Annotated in this window: 16 protein-coding genes; 7 read left to right on the forward strand and 9 right to left on the reverse strand. The window is 50.7% G+C overall.

Annotated elements, in window-relative coordinates; all coding sequences use genetic code 11:
* Positions 1-231: 231 nt before the first annotated feature.
* Entirely contained in the window at positions 232-1,590 is a 1,359-nt protein-coding gene (locus FOA19_RS20075) for an ammonium transporter (RefSeq protein ID WP_149092622.1), read from the reverse strand.
* A 344-nt stretch (positions 1,591-1,934) separates the two neighbouring features.
* Here FOA19_RS20075 and FOA19_RS20080 point away from each other — a divergent pair, with 344 nt between their 5' ends.
* A complete protein-coding gene (locus FOA19_RS20080; RefSeq protein WP_223808994.1) occupies positions 1,935-2,738 on the forward strand; it encodes a thermonuclease family protein in 804 nt (267 codons plus the stop codon).
* 300 nt (positions 2,739-3,038) lie between these two features.
* Here the strand turns inward: FOA19_RS20080 and FOA19_RS20085 are convergent, their stop codons facing one another.
* Positions 3,039-6,707, reverse strand: coding sequence for an AAA family ATPase (locus FOA19_RS20085; protein WP_149092624.1), 3,669 nt, complete (start codon positions 6,705-6,707; stop codon positions 3,039-3,041).
* A gap of 351 nt (positions 6,708-7,058) precedes the next feature.
* On the opposite strand from FOA19_RS20085, the gene FOA19_RS20090 reads away from it, so the two are divergent.
* The 3 genes from FOA19_RS20090 (at position 7,059) to FOA19_RS20100 (ending at position 9,603) form a co-directional block, all read left to right on the forward strand.
* Positions 7,059-8,141: an acyltransferase family protein gene (locus FOA19_RS20090; RefSeq protein ID WP_149092625.1), complete on the forward strand. Its 1,083-nt coding sequence runs from the start codon at positions 7,059-7,061 to the stop codon at positions 8,139-8,141.
* A 229-nt stretch (positions 8,142-8,370) separates the two neighbouring features.
* On the forward strand, positions 8,371-9,009 hold the full coding sequence (locus tag FOA19_RS20095; RefSeq protein WP_223808995.1) for a YMGG-like glycine zipper-containing protein: 639 nt from the start codon (positions 8,371-8,373) through the stop codon (positions 9,007-9,009).
* A 132-nt stretch (positions 9,010-9,141) separates the two neighbouring features.
* Entirely contained in the window at positions 9,142-9,603 is a 462-nt protein-coding gene (locus FOA19_RS20100; protein WP_149092626.1) for a YybH family protein, read from the forward strand.
* A 476-nt stretch (positions 9,604-10,079) separates the two neighbouring features.
* On the opposite strand, the gene FOA19_RS20105 is transcribed toward FOA19_RS20100, so the two are convergent.
* From FOA19_RS20105 to FOA19_RS20120, 4 genes are all read right to left on the reverse strand, one after another.
* Positions 10,080-10,406 (reverse strand): HesB/IscA family protein, encoded by a 327-nt coding sequence (locus FOA19_RS20105; protein WP_149092627.1) that lies wholly within the window; start codon positions 10,404-10,406, stop codon positions 10,080-10,082.
* 18 nt (positions 10,407-10,424) lie between these two features.
* On the reverse strand, positions 10,425-10,832 hold the full coding sequence (locus FOA19_RS20110; RefSeq protein ID WP_123127279.1) for a hypothetical protein: 408 nt from the start codon (positions 10,830-10,832) through the stop codon (positions 10,425-10,427).
* Positions 10,833-10,847: 15 nt separating this feature from the next.
* Positions 10,848-11,261: a Fe-S cluster assembly scaffold IscU gene (gene iscU, locus FOA19_RS20115; protein WP_062544368.1), complete on the reverse strand. Its 414-nt coding sequence runs from the start codon at positions 11,259-11,261 to the stop codon at positions 10,848-10,850.
* Positions 11,262-11,385: 124 nt separating this feature from the next.
* Entirely contained in the window at positions 11,386-12,600 is a 1,215-nt protein-coding gene (locus FOA19_RS20120) for an IscS subfamily cysteine desulfurase (protein ID WP_317132057.1), read from the reverse strand.
* 119 nt (positions 12,601-12,719) lie between these two features.
* On the opposite strand from FOA19_RS20120, the gene mce reads away from it, so the two are divergent.
* Together mce and FOA19_RS20130 are read left to right on the forward strand one after the other, a co-directional pair.
* Positions 12,720-13,118, forward strand: a complete 399-nt coding sequence (gene mce / locus FOA19_RS20125; RefSeq protein WP_149092628.1) for a methylmalonyl-CoA epimerase — start codon at positions 12,720-12,722, stop codon at positions 13,116-13,118.
* A 450-nt stretch (positions 13,119-13,568) separates the two neighbouring features.
* On the forward strand, positions 13,569-14,993 hold the full coding sequence (locus FOA19_RS20130) for a CCA tRNA nucleotidyltransferase (protein ID WP_149092629.1): 1,425 nt from the start codon (positions 13,569-13,571) through the stop codon (positions 14,991-14,993).
* 90 nt (positions 14,994-15,083) lie between these two features.
* Here FOA19_RS20130 and FOA19_RS20135 read toward each other — a convergent pair whose 3' ends face one another.
* The 3 genes from FOA19_RS20135 to FOA19_RS20145 form a co-directional block, all read right to left on the reverse strand.
* Positions 15,084-15,977, reverse strand: a complete 894-nt coding sequence (locus FOA19_RS20135) for a hypothetical protein (protein WP_149092630.1) — start codon at positions 15,975-15,977, stop codon at positions 15,084-15,086.
* A 256-nt stretch (positions 15,978-16,233) separates the two neighbouring features.
* Entirely contained in the window at positions 16,234-18,720 is a 2,487-nt protein-coding gene (locus FOA19_RS20140) for a PspC domain-containing protein (protein WP_149092631.1), read from the reverse strand.
* A 2-nt stretch (positions 18,721-18,722) separates the two neighbouring features.
* Positions 18,723-19,061, reverse strand: a complete 339-nt coding sequence (locus FOA19_RS20145; RefSeq protein ID WP_149092632.1) for a PadR family transcriptional regulator — start codon at positions 19,059-19,061, stop codon at positions 18,723-18,725.
* 286 nt (positions 19,062-19,347) lie between these two features.
* Here FOA19_RS20145 and FOA19_RS20150 point away from each other — a divergent pair, with 286 nt between their 5' ends.
* Positions 19,348-20,427 (forward strand): putative type IX sorting system protein PorV2, encoded by a 1,080-nt coding sequence (locus FOA19_RS20150; RefSeq protein ID WP_149092633.1) that lies wholly within the window; start codon positions 19,348-19,350, stop codon positions 20,425-20,427.
* Positions 20,428-20,434: the final 7 nt, after the last annotated feature.

The following is a 20,434-nucleotide window of genomic DNA, read 5'->3' on the forward strand; positions in this document are numbered from 1 at the left end:
ATGTGTGTTATGGTTCTAAAAAAGAATGTAATAGGACTTAAGAAAGGAGGGGTTTGCGTGGTGTAGCTGATTTGCCAGGATCAAACCTTCAAAATCCAGTGCTTTAAATTGAACAGTGGCAGTTGAAAGGTAGTGACATTCAAACTACGATTAGCCAAAAGAAACGAGCCGAAATCAACCCCTGAAAGGCTGTTTTCGGCTCGTTTTATCAAATCTTGCTTAAAAACAGAATTACATTTTCTCGTCGTGCTGCGAAAGGTCAAGACCCAGTTGCTCTTCCTCGCTGGAAACCCGCAGCGGCGAAATTAGGTCGGTTAGCTTCAGTAGAAGCCAGGAGCCGGCAAACGCAAAGATAGATACACCTACCAGCGCACCCAACTGGGCCAGAAACAACTTGGTTTCCCCGAAGAGCAGCCCTTGGTCAGCAATAGCAGGATTCACGCCTTTGCTGGCGAATACGCCCGTCAGCAGCATACCTACCATTCCGCCCACGCCGTGGCAAGGGAAAACATCCAGAGTATCATCCACGCTGGTGCGAGTCCGGAAGTCCACCAAGAGGTTACTGATCACGGCGGAGATCACGCCAATGGCGATGGAATGCGGCAACGTCACAAACCCAGCGGCCGGGGTAATAGCGACCAAGCCTACCACGGCGCCAATACAGGTACCCATGGCAGAAGGCTTGCGCCCTTTCACGCCGTCAAAGAAAATCCAGGCCAGGGCGGCAGCGGCTGAGGCTGTCATGGTAGTGGCCAGGGCTGTGGCAGCCAAAGAATTGGCGCCCATGGCTGAGCCGGCGTTGAACCCGAACCAGCCAAACCACAGTAAACCGGTGCCCAGCAGCACAAACGTGATCATGGCCGGCGAGTGCGTAGGCTCATGTCTTCTTTTCAGGAAAAGCGCCGAGGCCAAAGCCGCCCAACCCGCCGACATATGCACCACGGTTCCGCCCGCAAAGTCCAGAACGCCTAGTTTGAACAGAATTCCCTGTGGGTGCCAGGTGGCGTGAGCCAAAGGTGCATAGATAAAGACAAAGAAGAGCAGGATGAAAACCGTGTAAGACGTAAACCTGATCCGCTCGGCGAAAGCCCCTGTGATCAGGGCCGGCGTGATAATGGCAAATTTCAACTGGAACATGGCAAAAAGGGCCAGCGGAATGGTGGGCGCCAGTTCCCATGGAGCGCCGTCCAGCACGTTCCGCATCATGAAGAACGTGGCCGGGTTCCCGATGAAGCCCCCTATAGATTCGCCGAAGGCCAGGCTAAACCCGAAAACCACCCAGATCACCGCAATCATGGCCATACAGATAAAGCTCTGCAGCATGGTGGAGATCACGTTTTTGCGGTTCACCATGCCTCCGTAAAAGAAGGCCAGCCCCGGAGTCATGAGCAACACAAACGCCGTGGCGGTGAGCATCCAGGCAACATCGGCCTGGTTTAACTGGGCAGAAACCACTGCCTTGGGGACAGAGGGGAAGACAAAGGTCAATCCTACCACAATCATCAACAAGATGAAAGGGATTTTGGAAAGCTTAGTGACCGTAGTGGGCGCTGTGACAGGCTTGGTGGCTGTAGCAGTAGAAGTGATCATAAGTTACCTGAAATGATGTTTGTAAAAGTTTGGCAGTCTAATATTGTGAAAAATTTTTAAGGATAAAACTGTTTGGTTATGAATTGGTTAAGGAATAATTAACATTGTTGAAGATTTTAAATTAGGTAGATTGCTATTTCCATAATTAGCTTAGGCTGTTTGCTGCCGTGCCTGATACTTTCATACCAGAGTCTGAATTCATTTCAGAAATTCTTAATTTTCAGGGACCATCAAGCGGTGGAAAGTTTTTGGCGTCTACCACAAACTTTAACTTTTGCCCAGAGAGATTTCTCTTGCTAGCCTTAGCGCCAGGGGATTGCTTTCCACGTATGAGAACCTGAACCATGTACCAAACAACATCTATGCGCGCGCACGTTGCCCTTTCAAAACTCACTTTCTGGCTGCTTTGCCTGGGAATCATGTTGGGTTGCCAGCAAAGCAAAGACTACAGCCAGGAAAACAAACAGGCTCAGGCAGAGGAACAGCCTTCTGAGAACGGATACAAGGTGATCGGCATTAAAGACGGCGACACGGTGGAACTGCTCAAAGACGGCAAATCACTGACTGTTCGCTTACAGGGAGTGGATTGCCCCGAAAAGAAGCAGGATTTCGGCACCCGCGCGCGGCAGTTTACCTCAGACCTGGTCTTCGGAAAGATTGTGAAGTTGGAGGTGGGGAATGTGGATCGCTACGGCCGTACGGTAGGCACCATCCTTCTGCCCGATGGCCGGACCCTGAACCAGGAACTGGTGCGGAACGGCTTTGCCTGGCATTATACCGCTTACTCCAAAGACCAGGAACTGGCCCGTCTGGAAGCCGAGGCCCGGGCCGAGAAGCGCGGGCTCTGGGCCGGTCCCTCGCCGCAGGCACCCTGGGAATACCGCCAAAGCCGCCGCGGCAAATCAGCCACCTCGGGGAACACAGAAAATGAGGAGGAAGGCAGTGTCACCAAAAAAACTACCGCACCCAAGGCTTCCGCGATAGCAAAAGGAGGCAAAGTTTACATCTGCCAGAGCAAGGGCTCCAAGATCTTCCACACCGACCCTACCTGCAGCCGCTTGGAACAGTGCAAGAGCACCGTGGCCAACATCACCTTAGCCCAAGCCCAAAAGGAAAAGCGCACCCCCTGCAAAACCTGCGCTGATTAGGGCACTAGGTTTGTTTTAGGGCTGAATCTTAGAAAGAAAGCTTAAAACGAGAGGGGAGTTGTGGTGCCTGTTGTTCAAAAAACTGCCTTTCACCATTTCGCCCTTCGTGCATGCCAATAGTAGGAGGGGAGTTTCATGCTAGTCATGCTTTTTCCTTATTAAAAGTCTGGATGTCCCGGGAGCGTCTGCGCTTAGGCTTCTCAGCACAGAAAAAGCGTTTACCGCCTCTTTCCAAGAAAACAGGCGGTAAACGCTTTTAATTTTTAACTCTCCAGAAGTTGGGCTTAGTGGTAAGAACCTTTAAAAGGCCATGCCTACGGTGCTCACTACGCTGATTTTGCTGCGGCCACCGGCTTGCTTTTCCACTACAATCTGGGTGCTGATGCGTTCTTTCAGGGCTTCAACGTGCGAGATAATCCCGATCATTTTTCCGCTGGCCTGCAGGCTTTCCAGCGCATCCATGGCAACGTCCAGCGTTTCCGCGTCCAGCGTCCCGAAGCCTTCGTCAATAAACAAGGAGTGGATCTGGGCTTTGTGGCTGGCTAGGTCAGACAGGCCCAAAGCCAGCGCCAGGCTCACCAGGAAGCTTTCTCCGCCGGAAAGGGAGTTCACCGAGCGGACGGCATCGCCTTGGTAGGTGTCCAGAATCTGCAGCTCCAGTTCATTTTCGGTGCTCTTTAAGATACGGTAGCGATCATTGAGGCGGTGCAGGTGACGGTTGCCCAGTTCCACCAGACGCGCCAGGGTCAAACTCTGCGCATACTTGCTGAACTTCTTGCCATCGGCGGAGCCGATGAGGCGGGAAAGACGGTCCCACCGCTCGGCTTCGCCTTTCTGCACGTCCAGTTGTTGGGTGAGTTGGCGGTGGCGCTCGCGCAGCTCGGTGTCTTGCTGCAGTTGCATCTCCAGGCGGGCAATCTGCGCGAGGTGATGGTTTTTCTCTTCCTCCAAGGCGTTGATGAGCGGCTGCAACTCTTCCAGGGTCAGCTCAGTGAGGTGGCGTTCCTTCTCGGTCTGGTATTCGGCGCGGGTTTCCCGGAGGCTATTTTCCTGCCCATGAAGCGTTTTTTGCAGTTGGTTTTGCTCTTCCCGTAGGCGGTGTACCTCGGCTTCCGGCAGAAGCAGGGCCTGCAGGTCGGCCAAAGTACCAAAGCCCAGCGGCTGTATCTTCTGGAGGAGCGCGGCCTCAAGAGTAGCCTGCGCTTGTCTGTTCGTTTGCTGCTCCTGCTGTTTTTGGCTCAACTGATGGGAGAGCAGGTTCAATTGTTCCTGTTCTTTTTGCAGCGCGGCATCGGCAGATTGCAGGGCTTGGGCTGCTCCTTGCAAAGCCTGCTGCAGGCGCTGTTTTTCCGCTTGCGGCTGAAGCCCCTCGGGTAGGAGCCTGTAGCGTTGGGCGCGGAGTTCCTGCAAATGGGCCAGACTTTTCTGCAGGTGTTCCTGGCGCTGGTTAAGCTCCTGCTGTTTTTCGTCCCGAGACCGCTGGCAGCTTTCTACCTCGGCCTTGGCCTGGACGTATTTCTCCCGCAATTCCGGCATCTGGGCGTTTTTCTGCTCATACTCAATCCTGCGTTTCTCCAGTTGGGCCAAAAGGTCTGCCCCGTTGCTGCCGGAGTAGGAGAGGCTATAGGTACTGAAGAACGATTGAAGTGTTTGGGCAAAGACTTTTTCCTGCTCGGCTAGATCATCCAGTTCCTCCTGCAGTCGGTGGATCTGGGTTTCTGCCTGGGCCTGTTTCTCAGCCGTTTTTTCCAATTCATGCCGAAAGCGCTGCTGTTCTGTGAGTAGCTTTTGCTCCGTTTGGTGCGCGGCCTCGGTGCGGGTTCTAAGGCCCCGGAGTTCCTCCAGCGTGGCGGTGGCGTGCCGTAGTTCGGTTTTACGGGCATTCCAATACTGGTCTATGGCCTGGGCGCCGGAGATCTCATGCGTGAGTTCCAGAGCGGTGTTGATCTGCCCGAATTGGGTACTGATAGTCTGCGCCTGCGCGGCCAACTCCTGCACCTGCTCCTGGGTATGCTGCCCGGCGATTTCCAGTTTGTGCACGGCGGCGGCCAGTTCCCGCTCCAGGCTGTCTAATTGCTGTACGCGCTGCTGCTGCCGCTGTAGGTTCTGCTCGGCCTCTGATAAAGTCTGCGGCTGGTGTTCTTCCACGAAAGGATGGTGCGTAGATCCGCACAGCGGACAGGGTTGCTCGGGCTGCAGTTGGGCGCGGGCATCTTCGTACTTTTGGATCTGGCGCTGCAGATCCACGATCTGCTGCAGGTCTTTAAGCTTGTCTTGGGCCTGTTCACGCTCGGTCTTGGTTTGGGTGAGCGAAGTGCGTCCCTGGTGCAGGTCCTGGGTGGTTTTGGAAAGCGCCGTCTGCAGCTCTTGCCGACGGGTCTCCAGTTGCAGGTAGGTTTTGCTCAGATCCAGCTGCTTTTCCAGTTGGCTGCAAACCTGAGGCAAGCGATGACAGAGTTGTTCCAGGGCCTCATGCTGCTGGCCCTGCAAAGCGGCTTTGGCCTGTTCCTGCAGTTTGGCTAGCGTGGTTTGCTGCTCTTTCAGGTGGCGTTCCGTGGTCTTCAGTTGGGTTTTCCAGGAAGCTGCGTTTTGGGTTTCTTTCTCAAAAATAAGCCGGAAATCAGTCTGTTCTTTCCGGAACCTGGTTTGCTGTTTCTGTACTTCCTCCAGGCTTTTGTATTCTGATTTCCCTTCGTGGAGGGTTTGGGTCAGTTCCTCGTCCTGCGCGTGCTCCCCGAGCCACTTTTTGATGGAGACTCCCAGCTCGGAGATTCTTTTGAACTCAGCCTGCAGTTGGTCAGACGTAGTGGCTAACTCTTTTACCTGGGCTTGCAGTTGGGTGGTGGCTGCCTCATCTTTGGTGTACTGGGCCTGTTGCGCTGCCAGATGCGTGTCTTGCTGCAAGACTTTGTCTAATCTGGGCTCTGCTTCGGTTAAGGTTTGCTGTGCAGTCTGATGTTGGGCACGGGCAGTATTGGCTGCCTCTGCATGGGAGGTGACCAGTTGCTTTTGGGCTGGAATCTGCTGTTGCAGGAAGTCTATTGTTTTGACATACGTCTGCCCCTGAAGCTGTACCTCTGAAAGACGCGCCAATTCCCCTTGGAACGGCTGAGCCTGGTCATGGCGCTGCAGTTTCTCGCGGTTGGGTTCCCAGGCTGTTTGCTGAGCTTGGGCCTGAGCTAATTGGGCAGTAAGTGACTCCTGCTTTTGGGTTAGTTTCTGCAGGTTGTCCAGCCAGATTTGCTGGCTTTGGTGCTGCTGCACCTGCTGGTTGGCCAGCCTAACGGCGGCTTTCATCTCGGTGGCTTCCTGAGCCATGACGGCGCGGGTCTCCTCGGGCAAAAGCTGGTCCAACTGCAGCATACGTTCCAGGTCCTGCAGTTTCTGTTTCTCGGCTTTCGCCTTCTCATACGCCGCCATGGAGATGTGCGAGTAGATGCGCGTATCCGTGAGTTTCTCCAGAAGTTCACTGCGCTCGCTCTCGCTGGCTTTCAGGAAACGCGTGAAATCTCCCTGCGAAAGCATCACCGAGCGCAGAAACTGCTGGAAATCCAGTCCGCACAACTCAATGATGCGTTGTCGCGTCTCCGAAAGGCGTGATTCCAATACTTCCTGGGTGGCAGCGTCAATCAACTCCATCACGGGACTTTGCAGTTTGCCATCGGCTTTTCCTCGGCTGCGCCGGAGGTTCCAGCGCGCGCGGTAGGTTTTCTCTTGGGTCTCAAACTCCACCTCAGACCAGCACTCGCCGGTATGGCGCGTCATGATCTCGGATACGTCGCGGCCGTGCCGCGGTACCTGCCCGTAGAGCGCCACCGTGATGGCGTCCAGGATGGTGGTCTTGCCCGCCCCGGTGGGTCCGGTAATGGCAAAGAGCCCCGATTCACTCAAAGGCGCCTCATCAAACCGAATAAGGTGCTCACCCTGCAGCGAGTTCAGGTTAAGGAAACGAACAGAAGTTATCTTCACGGGATTGGAAACTAAGCGAGTTAGTAAAGATAACAGGTTTTAGAGAAGGGGGATGTGATATGAGAAAGGCTTTGGAGAAAAATTATGGATCGTTCTCCACCTTAGCGTATTGTAGAAGGAAAATTCCTTCAAAATGTGCTGATGAGCTTAGTTGTCATTTCAATGTACTTAGGATTGGTCTCTTAAAAAGAGGTGGGTTTAACTTAAGGCATTATAAATAGTTCTACTTTGTCTATGAATTCTTAAGTAATTAATTTTCGCTGTTATCTTTGTAAATATTGTTTTAGGGGTGATTTTTTCAAAATAGTGCTTAAACATCAAATTTTATGAAGTCAGAATTTTACTATTTGCATGGCTCCTTCTAAAAGAATTGTAGAGTTAGATTGTATAAGGGGGATAACTGCTTTTATAGTTGTCTTTTTTCATTTTTCAAGCGGGACGACGTTGTTTCCTTATTTCAGGCTATTTGCCGGAGGAACAGATCTGTTCTTTATCATCAGCGGTTTTGTGGGCTACAATCTCCTCAGAAGTAATCCTAACGTAGGTGAATACAGCCTGAAAAGGTTTATAAGGTTGATTCCCATGTTTTGGATCTGTGCGTCCCTTACTTTTGGATGTATGTTTTTGTACAACCTTAAACATGGAGTACCGGTAGAGGCTTTGGTTTTGCAGTACTTTTCTAATCTCTCTTTCTTAAACTACTTTCAAGAAATACCCTTTCTGGATGGTGTCTACTGGACCCTCCTGATAGAGGTTCTCTTTTACGCGGTTTTGGCTTTAATCTTATGGTGTAAAGGGGAGCGGTACGTAGAGTGGGGTGGAGCTCTCATTTTGGGATACTTATTAATAACCAGTATGTTTCCTCTAGGTTCATTTACTTTAACTCACGAAGCAACCGTGAACGGTTTTCCGCTTTTGATCGTATGGCCATCCTTCTATGCCGGAATTATCTTCAATAAAATAAAGTATGACCAACCAAGCGCCTGGCGCTGGATTCTAATTGGGCTCTGCCTCTTAACTTCTATTTTGTCTATTAGTAATTCCCATACCATTCATGGAGTTGTAAATTATTTAAGCCCTGCTGAGAATGTAGGAATGACCGTGCTCTATTTTCTTGTTTTTTACTTGGCTATCAACTCTTATGTGCCATTCTTTATAAATAAGGCCTCCCTGTTCCTTGCTCAAATATCTTATTGCTTGTATTTGGTTCATAATGAAATAGGAAGGCTATTTGTCCAGCCTAAATTGAAGCTATTACCTGTGTTTTGGCAAATTCTCTTGATGACTGGATGTGTCCTGGTGGTTGCTTATGTATTAAGTTACTTTATCGAAAAGCCATTGCTTAAAAAGCTTCACATAAAATTGTTTGTAGCAAATAGGGAATCAACTGAGAAATCCCAAGTCCACCAACGTAATCCTGAACTGACATTATGAAGTAGGTTCTTTTAAGGGAAGAAAGTTTATCAAACTAAAAGCCAGTCCATTATAATGGACTGGCTTTTAGTTTGATATAAGCTGAAAATTGACATTTCTAATACAGCCTCCTAGCTTCACTTCTTGAGGGAAAATCATCAATGTATCTAAATATTGCTAAATCCGTTTTATCACCTGATGAGCCTTAAAGTGCTAATTAAAAGGCGAGGAGCTTCCCTGAATTGGCAAAATGAATCTAAAGGGTGCTTTTATTTTAGATTTCATTTTTGGCACGGTAGTTGAAAAGGTAGAAAACATAAGAGATAAACTTTTACAGACTCTAAAAAGTACTAACATGAAAAAGCTAAGTTTGATATTCGCCCTTCTGTTCTTAGTGACTGTTGCCTTCAATGATGCCCAGGCGCAAGAAAGAAAAAAATGGAGCCCACAAGCCAAAGGTGCGGTGATTGGAGCTGGTACTGGTGCTGCGGCAGGTGCCATCATCAACAAACGTAACCGAGTTGTAGGTGGTGTAGTTGGTGGTGTCGTTGGTGGTGCTGCCGGATATGGTGTAGGTAAAATCGTTGATAACAAAAGAAAGAAAAGAGCTGCAGAACAAGAAGCTGAGTTCAACAGAACTGTAGCCGCTAACCGCGCTTATTCTTATAACTCATCTAACAGGTCTTCTGGTTCTGCCAAGAGATCTTCTACTTCCACAGCCGCTAAATCAGCTGCTGTTGCCGCTCCGGCTACCATGGCCTACACTGGCTATACTGCCGGTCAGCCGCAGATCATGAGCATGTCTAACCTGTCTTTCTTGCCGAACGAGAACTACGGTGACTATTCTAAGCCGTACGCTGATTCTGAATACAGAAGAAAAAGCTGGTAAGCTGGGCACATGCCTACCTATAGGAAAGCCCAAGCCCTGTGCTTGGGCTTTTTCATTAGAAGTCTATAATATTTGAAACCTCTAATATTCAAACCGAGTATGTGGTTTATTGATTCACTAAAATCTGAACGTATGAAATCGTCCATTGTCATGTTTTTGTTTGCGGCCCTGCTTTTCTCCTGTACTAAAACCGAGAAGAAAGAGCCCGTTAACGTGCAGCAACTGAACCAACAATTTATAGGTGCCTGGAACAGCAGAAACTCGGCCCAATTAGATACCCTTCTTGCCGAGGATGTACATTTTGTGCAAGGCGAGGTGCATTACAACGGCAAATCTGAAGTGTCGCAGAAATGGGTGCGCGAAACCATGGGTACCATTGAGAACCTGAAAACTTTCCCGGTGAGCTCCGGTGCTGATGAAAACATCGCTTTTGAAGGTGGTACTTTCACAGTAGATGTAATTCCGTCTGATCGCCAATTACCGAAAGGAGAGGGCGAAGGTAACTTCATGCTACTCTGGAAAAAGAACGAGAAAGGCGCTTGGAAACTTCACTATGCCCAACTGGAAGACCACCCAGTGCAGGTAGCCAGATAAGCATTGAGAATTTAGCGTTAATTTCTGAAGGCTTGGAGAAGTAATCTCCAAGCCTTTTTCTTGGAGCACACTTTAGGTTGTTTACTTGAGTTAAAAGACGGAATAGAATCTCTAGAGCTTTTTACTGGTTATGTGTAGAGTTAGCGTCAGCGCTCTACGCACTTACCGGACAGCCAATCTCCTGATTGGCGTACTGGAGAAGGGCAGATGTTTCGATGGTGTTTCCAGAAAAAAGTGCAGGATAAGCACCGTAGTATTAAGCTTCCAAGTTTCACCAATCAGGAGATTGGCTGTCTGAGAGTGGCTTAGTGAGAGACTATGCACAATGTACCGCACTACTTATCGTGATGGCTTGAGACTACAAACACATATACATGAGAAAAAGCTGATCTTTTTACGCCCGTTTTCCTGAAAACACCTATAAAGCAAAAAGGCACCGCATGCGGTGCCTTTTTGCTTTATTACAATGAAACAAGTTATACAGAGAAACTGTCGCCGCAGCCGCAGGTACGGCTGGCATTGGGGTTGTTGAAGAAGAAGCCTTTGCCGTTTAATCCATCGGAGAAGTCCAGCTCAGTGCCAGCTAGGTAAAGGAAGCTTTTCATATCTACCACTACCTTCACGCCTTTGTCTTCAAACTCCTGGTCCATGGGCTTTACCTCGTCATCGAAGTCCAGCTTGTAAGACAATCCGGAGCATCCACCACCGGCTACAGAGGCTCTCAAGCGGAAGCTGTCATTTATGTTAGAGTCTTGCTTCAGCTTTTCTACTTTTTCTTTTGCTTTATCAGAAACGGTAATCATACGCGTGTCCTTTTTAATTTAAGAGACTGGGTTCAAAACCACACTGAAAACGGTGATGGTGTTGATGTCCCGGCCATAATATAGTTTATCCAACGCATCATACATGTTGGTCGCCCGGAAGTAGGAGGTGTTCAGCTCGCGCTCGCCCCGCGCCACCCACTGGATGGTAAAGGAGCTTTCTTGGTCACGCGATTGCCGCACATAGTCCAGCATCTTCCGGAGCGCATCCACCCGGTCATAACCTGTTACGGTATGGAACAGGAACGACTGGTGGTGCCGCGGGTTCACGGTAATCAAATCAAGGCGCATTCGGTCTTCCATGGGGCGGAAGTCAAACAAAAGCTGACTTCCCTCCATGCCTAAATGCTCCTCAATCTGCTTCTGAATCCGGGCGCTCTCTACGTGCACATTGGTGGATACATCCATGCGCTCGCAGGAATCTTAGTGGTGCGACTTAGCCTCTACCAATGGCTCCAGACCGTTTTTCACGCGGTAGTCATTAATAGCAGACTTGATAGCGTCCTCGGCTAGAACAGAGCAGTGAATTTTAACTGGCGGTAACGCCAATTCTTCCACAATCTCCATGTTGTCAATGGCCAACGCCTCGTCAACAGTTTTGCCTTTCAACCACTCCGTGGCCAAAGAAGAAGAAGCAATAGCAGAACCACAACCGAAAGTTTTGAACTTGGCATCGGTGATTACTTGGTTCTCATCTACTTCGATCTGCAAACGCATTACGTCACCGCACTCAGGGGCACCTACTAAACCAGTACCCACGTTTGATTTTGATTTGTCCAGCGTACCTACGTTGCGTGGGTTGCTGTAATGATCTATTACTTTATCTGAATAAGCCATGGCTTTGTTTTAATTACAATTTTATAAAAATGCATTAAGAATGGGGGTAAGTAACTAGGGTATACGATATTAGATCCTATTCTGATCATACCTACTCCTTAATTCCCCATTCTTAATTAAAATCTTAGTGTTCTGCCCACTCTACAGAGTCAAGGTCAATACCTTCTTTGAACATTTCCCACAGCGGGCTTAGTTCACGAAGTTTGGTCACAGCTTCCTTCACGTGGCTGATGGCGTAATCCACTTCCTCATCGGTAGTGAAACGGCTCAAACCGAAACGCAGGGAAGAGTGCGCCAGGTCATCGCTCATGCCCATTGCTTTGAGCACGTAAGAAGGCTCCAGGGAAGCAGAAGTACAGGCAGATCCTGAAGATACGGCAATGTCTTTCACGCCCATCATCAAGCCTTCCCCCTCTACATATTTGAAGGAGATGTTGCTTACGTGGGGTAGACGGCTCTCTTTGTTTCCGTTCAGGTAAGACTCTTCCATTTGCAGCAACTCGCGCTCCAAGCGGTCACGCATGGCGATGATGCGGGCAGTGTCAGAAGCCATGTCGGTGCGGCAGATCTCGGCGGCTTTGCCTAAACCTACAATACCAGGCACGTTCAAGGTACCAGAACGCATGCCGCGCTCGTGTCCGCCACCGTCCATCTGGGCAGTAACTTTTACCCGTGGGTTTTTACGACGTACGTACAAGGCACCAACGCCTTTAGGACCGTACATTTTGTGACCGGAGAAAGCCATGATGTCAATACCATCGGCTTCCACATCCACCGGAATTTTACCCACGGCTTGGGTCGCATCTGAGAAGAACAGAACGCCATGTTTCTTGGCAATTCTTCCGATCTCTCTGATAGGCTGAATCACACCCACCTCGTTGTTTCCATACATGATAGAGATCAGGATGGTCTTGTCCGTGATGGCAGCTTCCAGTTCTTCCAGGTTAATCAGGCCTTCTGCGTCTACCTGCAGATAGGTTACCTGTCCGCCCAGTTTCTCAATGTGCTTACACGTATCCAACACTGCTTTGTGCTCAGTAGTGGCCGTGATGATATGGTTTCCTTTAGAGGCATACATCTCAAACACACCCTTGATGGCAAGGTTGTCTGACTCCGTAGCGCCTGAAGTGAAAATCAATTCCTTGGGGTTACAGTTAATCAATGCCGCGATCTGCTCACGGGCATAGTCTACCGCTTCTTCGGCGGCCCAGCCGAACGGGTGATTCCGGGACGCAGCGTTCCCGAAGTGATTGGTGAAGTACGGCAACATGGCCTCCAACACGCGCGGGTCCATAGGCGTGGTGGCATTATTATCTAGATAAATCGGAAATTTCAGCATCTTCGTCAGTAGTTTTCCTGTGTTGGCTTATCAAAAAAACAGATTTTAGCTCCAGTTAGTTTGATTTGCACGCAAAAATACACAAAAAACATTACTTAGAATACCTTTAAATAAACCGTATGCATGTAGAACATATTGGCATTGCCGTGAAAAATTGCCAAGAAGCAAATCAATTGTTTGCCAAATTATTAGGCGCAGAGCCTTACAAGGCCGAAAAAGTTGAAAGCGAAGCCGTTAATACCTCCTTTTTCCACGTGGGCAACACCAAGATTGAGCTTCTGGAAGCCACCGCCGAGCACAGCGCCATCCATAAGTTCATTGAGAAGAAAGGGGAGGGGATTCATCACATTGCCTTTGAAGTGGAGGACATTGTAGCCGAGATGGAGCGCCTCAAAGCCCAGGGTTTCCAACTCCTGAACGAGGCCCCTAAACTCGGCGCCGATAATAAACTGGTCTGCTTTGTGCACCCAAAATCAGCCAACGGAGTGCTGGTGGAATTGTGCCAGGAGATCAAATAAATGGCTTTACGGTCGTTTTTAGGCCGTTTTAGTAAAAACATGCCCTAAGCGTAAATGGCGAGACACTTAAAGAATATTTGAACATGACTAGGTCTTTTGGGCGGGTGTAAAGGTGAGTTGAAGGGCTTCCCAAAATCCGCTGCCAAGGCTTTTGAATAATGGAAGGAACAATGCTTTCGCTTTGATTCTGGCGCTATCCTGAAAGATACCAGGTGTAGAAGAAGTAAACGGGCTATAGGCTGAAGGTTTTGTGGCTTCGAAGACCTCCGTGTTGTCTGCAGAGCCTTTGAGTGTCTCTGCCTGTTCTGTTTTGCTGCCGAGTTGCCAAAAGCAGGCTTAAAATGGCTGGGTTTGTCAAAGCCTACCCATTCCCGTACCTTTGCAGCCTGAACAGTGTCTTTTCCAACCAGGAAAGGGTTGTTTAAAAAGTACAGAATCAATTTGTTGCCCATGACCACTGAGATTACCCTTCCAGAACACCCAGTTTTTGCCGTAGTGGCCCAGGCCGCGAAGGAGTTGAACACGGAGGCGTACGTCATCGGTGGATTTGTGCGGGACCTGGTGCTTAAGCGGCCCTCCAAAGACATTGACGTGGTGTGCATAGGAAGTGGCATTGACCTGGCGCAACTGGTGGCCAGTAAGCTCCCCAACAAACCCAAAGTAGCCGTTTTCAAGAACTTCGGGACGGCCATGCTCAAAACCGAGGACGGCTGGGAAGTGGAGTTTGTGGGAGCCCGCAAAGAGTCTTACCGGTCCGATTCCCGCAAGCCCGAGGTGGAGCAAGGAACACTGGAAGATGATCTGAACCGCCGCGACTTCACCATCAACGCCATGGGCATCAGCCTGAACGAAGGCAGTTTCGGGGAGTTGGTGGATCGGTTCGAGGGGATGAAGGACCTGCGGCGCAAGAACCTCAAAACGCCGCTAGCGCCGGGCATCACCTTTTCAGATGATCCGTTGCGGATGATGCGGGCCATCAGGTTCGCCTCGCAACTCAACTTTGACATCGACCCAGACACGTTTGACGCCATTGGGGAGAACAAGGAGCGCATTAAGATTGTGTCGCAGGAGCGCATCACCGATGAGCTGAACAAGATCGTGCTCTCCAAAAAGCCGTCGTACGGATTCAAGCTGCTGTTCCAGACCGGACTGTTGCATTTGATCTTCCCCAAAATGGTGAAGCTGCACGGCGTAGAGACGATCAACAAGAACTCGCACAAAGACAATTTCTACCATACGCTGCAGGTGCTGGACAACGTGGCCGAGGTCTCAGATGACCTTTGGCTCCGCTGGGCCGCCATCCTCCACGACATCGCCAAGCCCGAGACCAAGCGCTACAACGAGAAAGTGGGCTGGACCTTCCACGGCCACGAAGACCGCGGCGCCCGCCAGGTGCCTAAGATTTTCGCTGATCTCAAGTTGCCGCTGAACGAGCACATGAAGCAGGTGCAGAAACTGGTTCGGCTCCACTTACGGCCAATTGCGCTGGTAAAGGAAACCGTGACTGATTCTGCCATCCGGAGATTATTGTTTGAGGCAGGAGATGACATCGACTTGCTCATGCAACTCTGCAAAGCCGATATCACCTCCAAGAACCATGACAAGGTGAAGCGCTACCTGCAGAACTTTGAGAAGGTGGAGGCCAAATTGAAAGAGGTGGAGGAGAAAGACAGCCTGCGCAACTTCCAACCGGTTATCAGCGGAGACTTGATCATGCAGACTTTCGGGATCTCTCCGTCCAAGGAAGTAGGTATCCTGAAGAACGCCATCACGGAGGCCATTCTGGAAGGCGAAATCCGCAACGAGTATGACGAGGCTTTCCCTTTCTTATTATCTGAAGGCAAGAAGCTTGGTTTGCAGCCGGTGACTTCCTGAAAGCAGTAGGGAACCGGAAGTTTCAACCAAAAGAGGATTTCGTTTAGCGTCTGATTTACAAAAACAGGCGCTAAACGGATTCCTCTTTTTTTATGGGTTGGCTTTTTTAGTTAGGGCGCACTTCAAAGCCTCGGCTTGCATGGGCACGTGGTTTCTGCCCACCACCGCCAGTACCCGCTCGCCTCTAAGGACGGCTTCAGAAAGGATCCGGTACATGTGCGCGTTTCGGTTCTCGCTGCTCTGGCGGTTGATGTCGTTGGTGAAGTTACCGCCGGTTTTCAGGCTGTCTCCCAAAGGGTCAAACCAAGCGGTTGGAGCCTCCCACCAGTGAACTGGAGCCGTCCAGTATTTCTGGTAGGCCACCTGTAAAGCCGCTAGATCCGGAATCACTCCGTCAAAACCCTTGATCATGGTGTTGGCTTTCTGCAGCAGTTGGGTGATGGCGGTTTTCAGCTGGTCTTCGTTCAGGACCTTACGCTCCCGTAGTCGGCTTGCCTCGCGCAGTACAAAAAACAGCTTGACTTGCTCCTTGCTGAACCGGCTGGATTTCAAGAGTTGGTCTATCTCTTCCTGCGGTGACATTTCCAAGGTCACGGTTTTTATGCCATCGGCTTGGGCCAGGAAGCGCACGTAGCCAGACTCCCCGAACTGTTTGATGGTTTCCTCTTCAGTGGCAGCAACACCTCGGTTTGGTCCCTCAAAAAAGGCAAGGGTTGGTTTCAGCGTGTTCCAGGCCTGTTTGATCTGGGCAAACTGGGCGTGCGTGGGATCTGAGGTATGCGTAGTGCCAATGTATTCCAGGCTTCCGCCCGAAGGACTTTGCAGGGTTAGATTCCACTGCGTTGTTGGTGTCTCTTTCCAGTTTTTATAGGAAAGCAATTTAGTGTCGCAATCTGTAGGGGGCGTTTGGGCCTTACTTTGGGAAAAGGAGGCCAAAAATAGAGCCAGCACCATAGAGCCCATGGCGAAAATCTGGTTTTTCATCTGAGTTGAATGGGGATGAAGTGGAAGTCTAAGCGGCAACAGGGTTTGCCGAAATCTCTGAGGAGAAAAGGGAGGGCTGAATAAGGGAAGGTAAATTCAGCAACTTAGATTCATTTCATGGAGGGGGAAAAAGAAGGAGGACTTTGCCAGAAGCGCGTCCTCCCTATACAAAAGCTTCTCAAGAAATCCAGAAAGAGAGCTTTTGGTGACAAATCGTTTAGGGCCTATTTTCTGCAAAACAGGCCCTAAACGGGTACTATCTGCGGCGGTTTACGCGGGAACCACCAGATTGATTTTTCTCTACTCGGGCCTCGCCCACATATTCCACGGAGCTGGCTCCGCTGGCATCGGCATACAGTTCTCTCGCTACGTTCACTACGCTCTGGCTTGCGCCGCTTACGTTTACGTGGGCCACCTGGGCCTCCATTTTGGAAGCGTCTACTTTGCACGCGCCGCTGCCGTCAATAGAAAGGTCATCGGCGGTGCCTTTTAGGCTGGCCCGGGAGGCGCCGCTCAGGTCAACATCCAGATGGCCGGTGCTGATGCTGATGGCTACTTCGCTGGCCCCAGATTGCTTGATGGTGAAGTTCTCCGGCGCAAAACCTATGATCTCGGCTTTAGCGGCTCCCCCAATGTCCACTAGGGAGAGGTCTGGCGTTTCTACCTCAATGAGGACTGCGCTCTTGTTGCCTTCCCACCATTTCATGAACTCGCTCTCACGGCTGATTTTTAAGACGCCGTTCTGCACCCGTATCTTCAGTCTTTCCTGCTCGTCTTGGGAGCCGGTAACCCGCACGAAGTTGCGGTGAGACTGACGCACTCTTATATGGTAAGCGCCTCCGGCCTCTATTTCAGTAAAGTCACGCACGTTATAGATCTTGGCGATGCCCTCGTACTGGTCTTTGAGAATGGCCAGGTCATCGTCCATGCCCACGGCGGTGCGAGGCTGGCGGGCGGTGGTGCCGCCGGTGCTGTCCACTACGCTGCAGGTAAGGCAAACCAGACGGCCGTTTTTCATCTGCCAGGTGTTGCTGGCCAGGTCCTCAGAGTAATAGTCACCGTCGGTGATCTCATCTGAGAAGTGGTTGGCGTAGCCCTCAGAGAAGCGGAGTTGCTTTCCTTCGGGGATCAGAACTCTGATTTCCAGATCCTGGTCGCGGAAAATGGCGTTGGGTTTGAAGATGAACGCGTCATCGAACCGAAGCACAGAATCCTGCTGCACCATTTTGTAGGAGATCATCTGGGCGTTGTTGATGGCGTCTGCCTCGTCCATGCCCTTGGCTTTGTAAGTCTGAATCACTTTCACATCGGTGCCGTTGTAGCCTTCCATTTTCACCCGCATGCGGTGGCCGTAGCTATGGTTGGTGTCACGGATGTTGAAGACCATGGTTTGGTAGGCAGCCGCCGGAAAAGTCTGCTCGGTGGCAAATTCACCGGTTTCCTGGAACTGACGGGCCGTAAGCGCGATACCGCTCAGTAAAGCCGCAAGGGCCAGAAGCCATACGCCCAGCATAGGCCAGCCCACGGTGGGGCGCAACAGGAACCGCTTGGCCAGCATACCCACGCCCAGAAGGAACAACAGGAGCGCCGGGATAAAGCCCGCGAAGAAACCTGCCCATACCAACCAGCCAGGAACCGCATTGAAGAAAGCCGCAGCCGGGATATCCCCGACGTTGAAATACTGGGGCTGGTCATAAACCCCGGTTCCTATCATTAAGGAGGTGAGCAGGGCAATCATAAAGCCACCGGCTACCACCATCAACAAAAGGCCCGCAAATACCCGCACCAAGGTGATCAAGGCACCCAATACCGGGTTCAGCACTCTGGACAAGACCTGGATCACCTGCGACACCAAACGAACCGGAAACAAGAGGACTTTGGCTAAGGTGCTCTCCTGCCCGTTAGCGTCCCGCATGTTCAAGTTGTTTTTAACCGATTCTTCTATACTGGAGAGCGTAACGGGGTTTCCCTGCATTTGCACCCGCTCTGTTATGGTTTTAGCCTCAGGCACGGCAATCCAGAGAATGATGTAAGGGATCAGGCCCACCCCGCCTATCAAAAAGAACAGCAGGAACAGTAGTCTGATGATGGCCACGTCTGCCCCAAAATAGATGGCGATACCGCTGGCCACGCCGCCCAGTTTCTTGTCTACCGGGTCACGGAACAGTTTGCGCACCGGAATGTCTGGCAAAGCAGCGTTCTTAGGCAAAGCCACCCAGCAAACGACGTAGAGGATCACCCCCAGGATGGTAAAGCCACCGGTAAACGGTACGCCCAGCACCAGCAGCACAAAGGCCAGTCTTACCCAGATAGGGTCCATCTGCAGGTAATTGGCGATACCTGCCGCCACACCGGCCAGCACTTTGCGGTTCACGTCGCGGTACAGGCGTTTCTGCTCTGTGGGAGCGGGTTCGTACGGCGGAGGAGTAGCGGTGCTGCCCTGGTTTCTGGCCGAGGTGGCTTCTGCTTCTTCAATCTCCACCGTTTCAAAGTCGGCGATGGTTCCCATCTGCGCGATGAGCGCCTGTACGTCATCGCGGGAGATGACCTGCTTGCCCGGGTTCAGGCGGGAGAAGAAGATCTCCGCGATGCGGGACTCTATGTCGGCCACGATCTCCTCATGCCCCTCATAGGTAGAGAAGTACGTCTTTATGCCGGCAAGGTATTGGCTCAACATCTCGTAGCCGTCTTCCTCCACGTGGAAGATCATGCCTTGCAGGTTGACACTTATATTCTTTTTCATGGCTAGTTGGATTTCTTGCGGTTGATGATGAAGGTGGTGGAGTCTACCAGTTCCAGCCAGGTGAGGCGGAGCTGCTCTAGAAACTCAGTGCCGGTGGCGGTGAGTTTGTAGTACTTGCGGGGAGGTCCCGAGGTGGATTCCACCCAGGAGTAGTCCAGGAGGCCGGCGTTCTTCAATCTGGTCAGCAGTGGGTAGAGCGTCCCCTCCACTACGATCATCTTGGCTGCGGTCAGTTCCTCCAGCATGTCGGAGGCGTAGGCTTCGCCGCGGGCGATGATTTCCAGAATGCAGTACTCCAGAATCCCTTTCCGCATCTGCACTTGTGTGTTTTCTACTTTCATGGTCTGTGAGTCTGAATTATTGATACAAATATATAAGAAGGTACTATGTAAAACAAGGTACTGGTGAAATTTATTTTTGGTTGCTGTTTTCCTCAAGAAAATGCTTGCGGCAAGTACTGAAAGGGGCTTTGGGAGAGGTAGGCAGGCTGGCGGGAAAGAAATAGGAGTAAAATGGAACAGAACTTGCTCAGTGAGTGTAATAAGCGCTAAAGTAATGTTGTTATAATGTTGCCAGATGGCACTATCTTTACATGATTATTCCGTATATGACGTATAATTATATTTTATGAATAAAAAACTAGTACCCATCTTTTTACTTCTTACTTACCTTCTTTTTCCTGACCAGGCGCAGGCACAGGATATCTCTGCGCCTAAGTACAGCAATGAGTTCCTTAACATTGGGGTAGGGGCTAGGGCCTTAGGGATGGGGAGTGTGCAATCGGCCATCGTGCGCGATGCCACGGCAGGATTCTGGAATCCTGCCGGTCTCGTAGGCTTGCCTAAACGTCACAATGCCGCGTACATGCACTCTGAGCTTTTCGCCGGCATCATCAAAAACGACTATGGTTCTTACGCCACCAATCTGGATTCTACTAGTGCCTTGGCTTTCTCGGTAATCCGGGTAGGCGTGGATGACATCGCGGATACTCGCCGCCTGCAGAATGAGTATGGCGCCATCCAGTATGACAGCATTGAGTTCTTCTCGGTGGCAGACTACGCTTTCTTGGCATCATACGCCCGCCAGAGCAACCTTATCAAAGGTCTTACCTTGGGTGCCAACGCCAAAATCATTTACCGCAACGTAGGGAAGTTCGCCAACGCCTGGGGTTTCGGGATTGATGCCGGGGCGCAGTTACGCCGGGGCAACTGGCAATTCGGGTTGATGGCCAAAGACATCACCACCACCTTCACCGCCTGGAGACTGAACCCCGATGAACTGGAAGATACTTATCTGAAAGACCAGGAGTCCTTTAACGCCAACAGCATTGAGGTTACCCTGCCACGTTTGATTTTGGGTGCCGGCCGCTCTTTCCAGTTCGCCAACCGCTTCTCTGCTTTAGTGGCCACTGACCTGGAAATCACCACTGATGGGAAAAGAAATACCTTGCTCTCTACCGGAGTAGTTTCCGTGGACCCAAGGGTTGGAGTAGAGCTGGGTTATGCCAACTCCGTGTTTTTGCGCGGTGGTTTCAATAACGTGCAGCAAATAGAAGACCTTGACGGAAAAAGCAGTTGGAAAGTACAGCCAAATTTTGGCATTGGTGTAGCCACCCGTGGCCTACAACTAGACTTGGCCTTATCCAAAGTTTCTGATAACTCCCAAGTCTCTTCCGTGATTGTTTCTTTGGCCTATAGTTTTGATTGATTTTTGT

Source organism: Rufibacter hautae, assembly GCF_008271695.1.
GTDB classification, from domain to species: Bacteria; Bacteroidota; Bacteroidia; order Cytophagales; family Hymenobacteraceae; genus Nibribacter; species Nibribacter hautae.

Coding starts and splice junctions, on each gene's coding strand:
- FOA19_RS20075 (WP_149092622.1), bottom strand. CDS start 1,590: ATGATCACTTCTACTGCTACAGCCACCAAGCCTGTCACAGCGCCCACT.
- FOA19_RS20090 (WP_149092625.1), top strand. CDS start 7,059: ATGGCTCCTTCTAAAAGAATTGTAGAGTTAGATTGTATAAGGGGGATA.
- FOA19_RS20095 (WP_223808995.1), top strand. CDS start 8,371: ATGAATCTAAAGGGTGCTTTTATTTTAGATTTCATTTTTGGCACGGTA.
- FOA19_RS20140 (WP_149092631.1), bottom strand. CDS start 18,720: ATGAAAAAGAATATAAGTGTCAACCTGCAAGGCATGATCTTCCACGTG.
- FOA19_RS20135 (WP_149092630.1), bottom strand. CDS start 15,977: ATGAAAAACCAGATTTTCGCCATGGGCTCTATGGTGCTGGCTCTATTT.
- FOA19_RS20145 (WP_149092632.1), bottom strand. CDS start 19,061: ATGAAAGTAGAAAACACACAAGTGCAGATGCGGAAAGGGATTCTGGAG.
- mce (WP_149092628.1), top strand. CDS start 12,720: ATGCATGTAGAACATATTGGCATTGCCGTGAAAAATTGCCAAGAAGCA.
- FOA19_RS20100 (WP_149092626.1), top strand. CDS start 9,142: ATGAAATCGTCCATTGTCATGTTTTTGTTTGCGGCCCTGCTTTTCTCC.
- FOA19_RS20120 (WP_317132057.1), bottom strand. CDS start 12,600: ATGCTGAAATTTCCGATTTATCTAGATAATAATGCCACCACGCCTATG.
- FOA19_RS20080 (WP_223808994.1), top strand. CDS start 1,935: ATGTACCAAACAACATCTATGCGCGCGCACGTTGCCCTTTCAAAACTC.
- iscU (WP_062544368.1), bottom strand. CDS start 11,261: ATGGCTTATTCAGATAAAGTAATAGATCATTACAGCAACCCACGCAAC.
- FOA19_RS20110 (WP_123127279.1), bottom strand. CDS start 10,832: ATGGATGTATCCACCAATGTGCACGTAGAGAGCGCCCGGATTCAGAAG.
- FOA19_RS20150 (WP_149092633.1), top strand. CDS start 19,348: ATGAATAAAAAACTAGTACCCATCTTTTTACTTCTTACTTACCTTCTT.
- FOA19_RS20105 (WP_149092627.1), bottom strand. CDS start 10,406: ATGATTACCGTTTCTGATAAAGCAAAAGAAAAAGTAGAAAAGCTGAAG.
- FOA19_RS20130 (WP_149092629.1), top strand. CDS start 13,569: ATGACCACTGAGATTACCCTTCCAGAACACCCAGTTTTTGCCGTAGTG.